Here is a 10402-nt window from a genome sequence, read left to right on the forward strand (position 1 = left end):
CCTAAAAACAATAAGCCAACATAAAGCGAATTGACGTGTTAGACGTTTCGCAAGACTTCAATTTTTTTGATCCTAAAAGGATCTTCTGAAGCCTCCAGCGAGCGCCCACACAAATTATCTGATTATCTATTTTAAAGAGCGTGCTAACTTGAATGGCTAACCAAATTGTATTTAGTTAGTTGAACTTGGTCCTCGTTGCTCTGAAGCCTTGTCCGTGTCAGCGAGGGCGTATATTAAGGATCTACAGATTTTGTGCAACCTTTTTTTGAGGTTTTTTATCATTTTGTCATATTTATTTGCTTAAGCCGCAAAAGCCGATTAATAAACAATCAATAAGCGTAAAAAAGGCCATTATTTGAACAAATAATGGCCTTTTTCGATTTCAATTATAACTATCTATTTATGATGAACGGCTAGAAAGCTCCCGACGACGTTTTACTTCATAAACAATGGCCAACAAAATAGTGACAGAAATCATCACTAAACCAAGGGCATTTACCGCAGGTGTTAACCCTGTTCTTACTTTGGAAGCAATATAAACGGTTAATGTCGTGTCATAACCTTTAACAAACAAAGTCGTGTTGTAGTTTTCAAACGATTGCAAAAAGGCAATCGCTGCCGCAGAAAATATAGCAGGCTTTAAATAAGGCAAAAGAATACGTCGGAACGCTTGCCACTGAGTAGCCCCCAAACTCAACGCTGCATTTTCAAGCGTACGATCAAACCGCTGTAACCGAGCTAATACCATGAGCATGACATAAGCTGCAATAAAGGTCGTTTGAGCAACAACTGTTAAGAATACTCCGCCACTCACTGACAACCCTTTCCAGAAAATGAGCGTTGAAATACCCACAATAACACCTGGTGTTAATAATGGTGACATCATCAACGAGTATAGGAAAGTTTTCCCCCTACCCTGAACCGTCGATAAAAACAACGCACAACAAATACCAATCGGCACAGCAACCACCAGTACACCAGCCGCTACTAGTACGCTGGTCCATAGCGCTGTCCACATAGCGCCATCTTGAGCCAGCGCCTCAAACCATTTTAGCGTTGCCCCTTTCCAAGGAGACACCGTTGGGAACCGACTATCATTGAACGTTGCCAGCCCCATAATAATCAGCGGTGTAAATAGGTAGATAAAAAACACACCAATATAAAAACGTATCGCAAAGCGCATGATTGTTTCAGACTTCATTTTGCAATGTCCCCCAAACCAACTTTAAAGACACGCATCACCAAGGCAATAAAACCAATACAAATGACTAGCAATAAAAATGCGTACGCTGCCCCTTGGTTCCAATCGCCTCCTTCAAAAAACCAATTGTAAATAATTTGAGTAAACCAACGGCTGCCGGGAGACCCTAATAACGCCGGAACAGCGTAACTTCCCGCTGCTAACATAAAGGTCATAATGCAGCCCGTTGCAATCCCAGGCTTGGCATGGGGAATCACTACACGCCAATGTGTACGAATCCAGCCAGCACCTAAATTACGCGCTGCTTTAATTTGATTGGTATCCAAACTCTCGATAGCGTTGTAAATAGGAAAAATCATAAACAAGATATAGGCGTAAACCATACCAATGAGTACACCACCATCGCCGGACAAAAATCGAATAGGCCGATCGATAAGCCCCAATCCTAGTAACAATGCATTCAGCGGCCCTTTATAGGCGAGAATGATGTACCAAGAAAACGTACGTAGAATTTCATTGATCCAAAACGGAATGATCAATAACAATAAACACAGTGCGGCTTTTTGAGGTGTTGCGACTTTAGCAAGGTAAAAAGCAATCGGATAACTAACAACTAATGTTAACCCCGTCACCAGCACGCTTGACCAGATCGTTTTGAAGAAAATCGCCAAATGTATTTTATTGCTGAACAGCGTTTCATAATTAACTAAGGAATAAGTATCTTTTGGCCCACCGATATCGGCCGGCAATAGATTTGGTCGAAACGAGTAATCCACCATCAAAAGCTGAGGCAGTATCACCATACCAATCAACCAGATTGCGATCATCCCTATAATGCCAACCGCTAATCCGCTACCAAATCGCGACTTTAGCTGACTAAACATGGCCCTCTCCTGCAATCACAATGGCATCTTGCTCATTATAAGACAGGCTAACAGGCGCGCCTTTTTTCAGAGATTCAGAGAATTGATGCGTTCCAAGCTGGATAGACAAAGCTTGATCTGCAGGGGTTTTGGCATTCAATGTCAGATAGGCGCCTTCGAAGTTTACTTCGTCAATAGTCGCGCCTAATGTGTGCATGCCATCTTCAGCCTGCAATCTAAAATGTTCAGGTCGAATAAAAAGCGTAGCGTCTGCACCTACTGCGACATTACCATGCGAGCGTCCAGACAGTTTGCCAAGCGGCCCACAATCCAACACAACAAGATCCGAGTTGGCGGCAACGACTTTGCCAGAAACGCCATTATTTTCTCCCACAAAAGAGGCAACAAATGCCGTATGTGGATCTTTATAAAGAGTAATGGGATCAGCAACTTGCTGAATGCGCCCCGCTGACATAACCGCGACTCGATCCGACATAGTCAGCGCTTCGCCTTGATCATGGGTGATATAGATGAAAGTAATGCCTGTTTTACGCTGAATGGCTTTCAATTCGGTGCGCATATGTTGGCGCAACTTTAAGTCCAATGCAGATAATGGCTCATCCAATAACAAAACTTGAGGCTCAACCGCTAAAGCTCGGGCAATAGCAATACGCTGCCTTTGACCACCTGATAACTCAGAAACTTTTTTTGTTCCACTGCCTTCTAGAGCCACCAATTCAAGCAAGCGATCGGAGGCTTTTTTGCGCTCACTTTTCGAAACACCGCGAACCTCTAAACCGAACTCTATGTTTTCGGCCACTGTCATCAGAGGAAAAAGGGCGAGGTTTTGAAAAATCATCGAGGTTGGTCTTTTATTGGCCGGCACACCACGCATGCTCTTACCACCAATCTTAATATCGCCTTGTGTCGGGTCGATAAAACCACTGATCATATTCAAGATGGTCGTTTTGCCACAACCTGAAGGACCTAAGAAACTAAAAAATTCGCCGGACTGTATGGTTAAATCGGTTTTCTGTATGGCGGTAAAGTCGCCAAATTGCATGACGGTATTATCTAGGTGAACACTGCTATCCATATTTCTCTCGCTGGTTATTTTTTCTCGATACAAAAAGCCCCTTACGACCTATTTGTCGCAAGGGGCTTTCGAGGTTATGCAGACAAGTAACGGTCTTGGTATTCGTTACGTAGTGCGACGTACCATGGTTCTTGAATAGGCCACCACCAAAGGTTGGCTAAATCTTGCTCGCTGTAAGAGTCTTGGAAGAACTGCTTCGTCTCAGCTGGCAATAAAGCATCTGCACCTTTTGATGTAGAGTTATAACCGGTAGATTTAACGAACATCGCGCCCGCTTCCGGCGTGTAATACCAGTTAATGAATTCGTAGACAGAGTCGACGTTATTGGCATTTTTCGGAATAACAAAACCTTCCATCCATGCCAACGCACCTTCTTTTGGTGCACCATAGGCAATTGGCTCACCTTCTGATTGCAACTTGAAGGCAGTACTGTCCCAAGTTTGACCAATAATCGCACCATTGGTACGGAATGCACCTTGCGCTTCGTTTTCTGTCGACCAGAACTGAGCAAGTGCGCCCTTATGTTCGGCAGCGACTTTTAAGATAACATCGAAGTTAGCACGCATGGCTTTTTCGTTTTTGTACGAATCCAATAAAGGGAAAGGAAGTTTGCCCGCTTTTTCTAGCCACAAACCAATGCCGACAAGAGCCGAGTGGCCACGAACCGTTACGCCACCTGCGTTTTCTGGCAACCAAAGGTCACCGTAGCTTAGCTCTTTACTGATTTTTGCATTATTTTTATTGTAAGCAATCGCCTCGGTTCCCCAATCAGATGGAGCGAAGTAACGCTTGCCATTAACGATCCCACCGACATCCGATCCAGACAAGGCACTTTCTAAACAACCATCCCAATTAATTCTTTTCACATCAAGAGGCTGCACTAAATCGTAATCAACGTATCCAGGTACACGGTCGACCGTTGGCATAATAATATCAAACCCGGTTCCATCCGTAGCACGCAACGAGTTCATTAACTCATCGTTCGTTCCATACGGTGTAAACGTCGCATTAATACCTGTTTTTGCCTTGAAGTCCGCTAACATTTCATCGGTGATATAACCTGCCCACGCATAAATGCGCAGCTCTTTGTTAGCCGCAATAGCTTTATTGATCGAAAACGGGGTAGCGGCAACAGCACCTGCAATAGAGGCGCCTTTCACGAATTGGCGACGAGAAAGGGTCATTCTTGAGCTCCTTTGATTTATACAATTAATGGATATTTCATTCCGCAAGCATCTCTTCAGCTAAAACTCACTTTAATTAAATGCTTATTCAATAACCTTATAAAACTAATACAAAATAATGACGAAAAAGTGACCATGGAAGGTTTTTTTGCCAATTAGTCAGGATTGGTGTCACGTTTGTCGCTAAATGGCATATATTTGTCGCTTTTGGTCAAAATTATAAAGTTTTGAATTTTTTGTCCCATATAGCTCACACAATGATCGTCACATTTTTGTCACATATTCATATTAAGGTAGTCGCATTCATCGATTTATGTAGATTAAAGCAGGTTCTGAATTGAAAATATCCCATGTCACCCGCACTACAACCGTGAGCTATCTAGTTATTGCGGTCATGCTTATTGCCCTGCTTCTTTGGAGCTTAATGAAGTTCCGTGGCGCTTTTGAGCAAAGCGATAGATATACTCAAGTTTGGAAGTACTCATCCATTGAACTAAAGCAACAAATAGAAGGTTACTTATCCTCTGGAGAGGCATCAGCATTACAAGCAGCCCAAGAATTCATCGAAACAAAAATTCGCCCAGCCCTTAATCCTTTGCCGTCAAACATTAAAAAACCAATCAACGAACAATTGATTGAAATTGAAACAAGTCTGCAATCTGATGTAAGAGCCGCGGGAAAACTTTCAGGCAATCCGTTTGCCTTAATTGAAAACAATGAACGACAAACTTTACTTTCTTTGGACGCTCTTGCGGACAAAGTTCAACGCTTCCAAAATCAGAACGGCCTGCAATCAGCGGCTATCTATCTAGCCAGCCAAGCTATCTTATATGCAGATTTAGCTCACGTGAGCAGTGCTAAAGATGAGTACTTAGCAAACCAAACAAAAGAGAATCATCAACGTCTAGCGCAAAACCTTGAGGTATTTCAGTCTCATATTGCAGAATTCAATAGCCTACCGATCTTGTCATTAGATGAAAGTTCAGAGGAAACAAGCGTCGACGATTTATCTTCACTAATGGGCTGGGCAACAGAGTCCGAAGAGAGCAACGAAGAAATAGACCCATTAGAAGAAACCAAAAGTGAGCTGCATACTTGGTCTAGTCGTTATTTAAAAGACGTTGATTCCAGTCTTATCAATATCCAGCAAGCCCTAACCGCACAAAACAAGATCCGCAATCAGATAAAACAGCTTGAGGACATTTTGGGGCAAGGCACCAAAGACATTCAAGAAAGCGCGGAAGAAACGCAAGAGCAGACATTAATGGCGTTTTCTGTTTTTGTACTTTTGATGATATTTACCACTATAGCCGTGCATATTTTCCAAAACAAAGTGGTCGTTAAAAGTGCCAGAGATTTGTATGTCGCCGTTAAGGACTTAGTTGAACATCAAAATATCAATACACTCACAGTCGGCAAAAATAAAAATGAACTCACCGATGTTGCCCACTATTTAAATCGCTATTTAGAGCAAATAGCCGTACAGCGGCAGCAAAGAGATACCGAACTAAACAACATATCCGTATCACTCAATGACATGCTCAACTCCTTTGCACAAGTACATAATCTGAGCATGGCGTCACGACAAGAGTTAGATGACACACTAAGCATGTCGACTCAAGTCGAAACATTAGCGAATAAAGCAGAGGTAAGAGCTCAAGAAGTCGCGAATTACGCAGCAGAAACCAATACAGCGATGACCTATAGTGTTGATCAAGCGGCTTCGTTGGCTCAGGCCAACCAGACGACTGTTGAGCGCCTTAACAGCAGTAAAAATGCGCTATCCAGCTTAGGCAGTTCGGTCGCTAGCGCCTCTTCCATTGTCGGTGGAATTAGAGACATTTCTGAGCAGACCAACCTACTGGCACTCAATGCGGCGATTGAAGCAGCGAGAGCGGGAGAGCACGGGCGAGGTTTCGCGGTTGTCGCTTCGGAGGTTCGTACTTTATCTACTCGAACCCAACAATCTTTAGAAGAAATAACGAAAATTTTCTCCCTTCTCACTTCAGCAACCGATAAGCTGACGAAGAACCTAGACCTCATTGAAAGCGCATCGACAGAACAGATCAACCTGACCCATGCGCTTGGTCAATCAGCCCAAGACATTCTCGAGAAATCCAAGCAGTCGTCCCATTTAGCGAAAAAAGCGACCGGCTATGCCGCAGAGCAAAAACAGGGAATGAATAAGCTTAATAGCGCAGTGATAAAAGTCAGAGAACAAGCAAATGAATCTGAAGTGTTTATGGCGGGTGTGACCGATAATATTAAACAAAAGATCCAAGACATTACGACAACGCTAGGTATTAGCTAGGGAAAAAGCACTTTCCGTCTAAAATAATTCAACGCCAGAAACAAAAAATCCAGCCTAAGCTGGATTCTTTGTTAAAGCCTAGCGTTCAAGCTTAAAACAAAACGCGTGCTTTCACTGTGCCTTCTACTTCTTTCACTTTCTCAAGCGCTAATTCACCTTCTTCTGCATCCACATCCATTACCATGTAGCCAAGCTTCTCCGTAGTACGAAGGTACTGACCCGTAATGTTGATGTTGTTCTCAGAGAAGATCGCATTGATCTTAGACAGCACACCAGGGCGGTTTTCATGAATATGCAGAATACGATGATTATTCGCTTGAGCTGGTAGCGCCACTTCAGGGAAGTTAACCGCAGCGATTGTCGTACCAACATCAGAGTATTTAACCAGCTTATCAGCCACTTCAATACCGATGTTCTCTTGCGCTTCCATTGTGCTACCACCGATGTGAGGCGTTAGAATCACATTGTCCAAGCCACGAAGCGGAGAAACAAACTCTTCGTCATTGCCTTTAGGCTCAACAGGGAACACATCAATGGCAGCCCCACCTAAAGCGCCAGTTTTAATCGCTTCTGCTACGGCGTCAAGATCCGCTACTGTGCCGCGAGAGGCGTTAATAAAGATAGCGCCTTGCTTCATCTGTGACACTTCTTTCGCACCAATCATCATCTTAGTGGAGCTGGTTTCTGGCACATGCAAGCTAATAATGTCGCTGGTTGACAGCAGCTCTTTCAGGCTCTTAATCTGGCGAGCATTACCTAAAGGTAACTTGGTGACAATGTCGTAAAAGCAGACTTCCATACCCAAGGATTCAGCCAGAACACTCAATTGAGTACCGATACTTCCGTAACCAATAATACCTAGACGCTTACCACGAGTTTCGAAAGAACCCACAGCAGATTTAATCCAGCCACCGCGATGACATGCTGCGTTCTTCTCAGGGATGCCGCGCAGCAATAGGATTAATTGACCCAACACCAACTCAGCAACACTACGAGTATTAGAGTAAGGCGCATTAAATACCACAATGCCTTTTTCGCTTGCCGCATCTAGATCAACTTGGTTTGTACCGATGCAGAAACAGCCAATAGCGACCAGCTTATTAGCATGCGCTAAGACTTTTTCAGTCAGCTGAGTGCGGGAACGAATACCAATGAAGTGCGCTTCTGAGATTTTTTCAATCAGCTCATCTTCCGCTAATGCTGTCTTATGGTATTCAATGTTGGTATAACCAGCGTCATTCAATGCGTCCAATGCAGATTGATGAACGCCTTCTAATAACAAAATTTTGATTTTGCCTTTGTCTAGTGAGTTGTTGCTCATGGCTCGTTCGACTTCTCTATTATGGTGGGGGAAAATGTATGCGCATATGTTACCACAGAACATTCTGTGTCGTATTCAAGATACAAGAATGTCTTTCATTATGATAAGAGCGAAACTCATACAAAGTATTGATGCTAACACTATCTAAATATCGTCAATACAAAGTATGAGTCATGTTGCGCTCAATATAGAAAAAGGCTTCGCAGCCTTTTTCTATATTAGGAATTCGTCTTACGCTCCAAGTAAACGCCTGTTTCCACGTGATGGGTATAGGGAAACTGATCGAACATCGCATATCGAACAACATTATGGGTACTAGAAAGCGCTTCTAAATTGGCTTTAAGCGTTTCGGGGTTACAGGAGATATACAGGATAGAATCTATTTTACGAATAAGTTCTACCGTCGCATCATCTAAACCAGCGCGTGGAGGGTCAACTAACACAACAGAAGGCGATAATTCACTCACACCAGCTTGAAGCAAACTTTTAGGCAATTCAGCATCGCCATTCAAGGCAGCAGACACATCTTCACTGGCCATTTTAACCACTTGAACATTATCCATACCATTAATTGCGATATTCAGCTGTGCTGAGTTTACCGAGACTTTGGATATCTCTGTCGCGACCACGCGCTTAAACTGACGAGCCAGAGGGATAGAGAAGTTACCATTACCGCAGTACATCTCTAGCAAGTCACCAGACGCCTCTTTGGTCACATCTAAAGCCCATTCCAGCATTTTCTCATTAATGCCCGCATTCGGCTGTGTGAAGCTGTTTTCCACTTGTTGGTAGTGAAACTTTTGTCCGCCAACAGTGAGGGTTTCCATTACAAAGTCACGAGTCAAAATTTGTTTTTTCTTACGGCTTCGACCAATAAAGTGACACGCAGGGAACAACTTGTTGAGCTGCTGAGCGGCAAGATTCCACTCATCATCAATTGGCTTATGGTAGAGCAAACTGATCAAGGCTTCGCCTGTTGTCGTGGTTAGAAAATCCACTTGGAATAATTTGTAGCGCAAGACTGGAACGTCACGAACGGCATCCAAAAGCTTTGGCATTAGTTCATTAATAAGGCTCGACGCCGCCAAAAACTGATCGGTGCGAATGGGAGTTCTCGGATCAGCAGAATCAAACATGGCGTAAAACAAATCATCGCCATCGTGCCAAATCCGAAATTCAGCTCTCATACGATAATGAGAAGATGCACTTTCATAGACCTCCATCTCAGGCAATGACAATGTTGCCATTAAAGAAGCGAGATCAGACTGCTTTTTTTGCAGCTGTTCTTGGTACATTTCTGGTTGAATTTGATCCGGTCTCATAGCTGACTCTCTTGGAAGCGGTAAGTACTAATTATCGTAGAGCGCGGCATTATACGAGTTACCGGAATGCAAATCTAATAACACGCGAGAAAATTCAACATTGATCCACCAACTAATGCAGATACTCTGGCCCTAGCAAAATAGCCAAGGATAAAGTTAATGACAAAACGCCGTCATAATCGTCTTCAGCCTCATGCGTCATTTGCGGTTTAATTTGCCCAATTAGCCAATCTTTATAAAGCAACCTTTCGTATTGAACATTATACAAATAGCTGTCCGGTTCGATACTATGTTCCCCAGATTGCAGAAAGCTCAATTGGTAGCCTAGGCGATTTTTATCGTTGACACGATGTTGTATAAAAAAGTTTTCTCGCACATAAAATAGCCCTTCTTTATCCAACCAAGTGGTACCAAAATCCATTCCGAAATTCAGTGTTGGGCTCGTCGCGTAGCCAACACCAATCCCATAACGCGCTCCTACACCTTTAGAGTAATAGGCAAACGCCTCTTGCTTTTGCCACCATTCAAACGAACCGATCACCTCACCCTGCTTCAAGCGAAAACGTAAAAAAGGGTCTAAAGGGAAATCCACCTTTACCCCTGCATCAACATCTAAGCCGATATCTTCTTTGATGTAACGAACCGCAGCGGAAATAGTGGTTTTTAGGGCCGAATTGACCACACTGTCTTGCTGAGAGGATTCGCCTCGTAGACTTTCTGGGGCTAAAGAGTCACTTTCTGATTCAACCACAAGGCGCAACCGGTCTTGGGTATTTGGTAGTCTTAGTTTGGCACTAAAATCAAAAAAGCCTGAGCTTTCATCCTTTTCTAAGACGGAACCAAATCGAATCTCCACATAACTATCATTGTACTGCTGACTTTGTTCACCAGACAAAAACGAGTCTATGTTTGTTGACCAATTACCGATGGTCCTGGACACGGTTTCATGGGAACTAAACCACCACGGAGCCTCATCAGTCTCATCGGACGCCTGCACCTCTACTGGCTGAGCCTCCGTTATGCTAGGCGCCTCTTCTGCAGCCTCTAAATAAAAGGGACAGCATGCGACTAAGTAAGCCGCGATGCGACCTTTCGACCTCATGT

Annotated in this window: 8 protein-coding genes; 1 reads left to right on the forward strand and 7 read right to left on the reverse strand. The window is 43.5% G+C overall.

What is annotated here, in order from left to right:
* Nucleotides 1–400: 400 nt before the first annotated feature.
* From DFP75_RS15795 to DFP75_RS15810, 4 genes are all read right to left on the reverse strand, one after another.
* Complete coding sequence (locus DFP75_RS15795) at nucleotides 401–1201, reverse strand: ABC transporter permease (RefSeq protein WP_110577017.1); 801 nt, start codon at nucleotides 1199–1201, stop codon at nucleotides 401–403.
* Nucleotides 1198–2085 (reverse strand): ABC transporter permease, encoded by an 888-nt coding sequence (locus DFP75_RS15800; RefSeq protein ID WP_110577018.1) that lies wholly within the window; start codon nucleotides 2083–2085, stop codon nucleotides 1198–1200. The genes DFP75_RS15795 and DFP75_RS15800 overlap by 4 nt, the downstream gene beginning before the upstream one ends.
* A complete protein-coding gene (locus tag DFP75_RS15805; RefSeq protein ID WP_110577019.1) occupies nucleotides 2078–3160 on the reverse strand; it encodes an ABC transporter ATP-binding protein in 1083 nt (360 codons plus the stop codon). Before DFP75_RS15805 ends, DFP75_RS15800 begins: the two co-directional genes overlap by 8 nt.
* Nucleotides 3161–3234: 74 nt before the next feature.
* Complete coding sequence (locus DFP75_RS15810; RefSeq protein ID WP_110577020.1) at nucleotides 3235–4344, reverse strand: extracellular solute-binding protein; 1110 nt, start codon at nucleotides 4342–4344, stop codon at nucleotides 3235–3237.
* Nucleotides 4345–4681: 337 nt separating this feature from the next.
* Here DFP75_RS15810 and DFP75_RS15815 point away from each other — a divergent pair, with 337 nt between their 5' ends.
* Nucleotides 4682–6655: a methyl-accepting chemotaxis protein gene (locus DFP75_RS15815; protein WP_245927074.1), complete on the forward strand. Its 1974-nt coding sequence runs from the start codon at nucleotides 4682–4684 to the stop codon at nucleotides 6653–6655.
* A gap of 91 nt (nucleotides 6656–6746) precedes the next feature.
* Here the strand turns inward: DFP75_RS15815 and serA are convergent, their stop codons facing one another.
* The 3 genes from serA to DFP75_RS15830 all read right to left on the reverse strand — a co-directional run bounded on the left by serA (nucleotide 6747) and on the right by DFP75_RS15830 (nucleotide 10400).
* A complete protein-coding gene (gene serA, locus DFP75_RS15820; RefSeq protein ID WP_110577022.1) occupies nucleotides 6747–7976 on the reverse strand; it encodes a phosphoglycerate dehydrogenase in 1230 nt (409 codons plus the stop codon).
* Between the two features lie 218 nt (nucleotides 7977–8194).
* Nucleotides 8195–9298, reverse strand: coding sequence for a tRNA (uridine(54)-C5)-methyltransferase TrmA (trmA, locus tag DFP75_RS15825; RefSeq protein ID WP_110577023.1), 1104 nt, complete (start codon nucleotides 9296–9298; stop codon nucleotides 8195–8197).
* Nucleotides 9299–9410: 112 nt separating this feature from the next.
* The gene (locus DFP75_RS15830; RefSeq protein ID WP_110577024.1) at nucleotides 9411–10400 is read right to left on the reverse strand and encodes a hypothetical protein; all 990 of its coding nucleotides are present in this window, start codon (nucleotides 10398–10400) and stop codon (nucleotides 9411–9413) included.
* Between the last annotated feature and the right edge of the window lie 2 nt (nucleotides 10401–10402).

Source organism: Marinomonas alcarazii, assembly GCF_003208215.1.
GTDB classification, from domain to species: Bacteria; Pseudomonadota; Gammaproteobacteria; order Pseudomonadales; family Marinomonadaceae; genus Marinomonas; species Marinomonas alcarazii.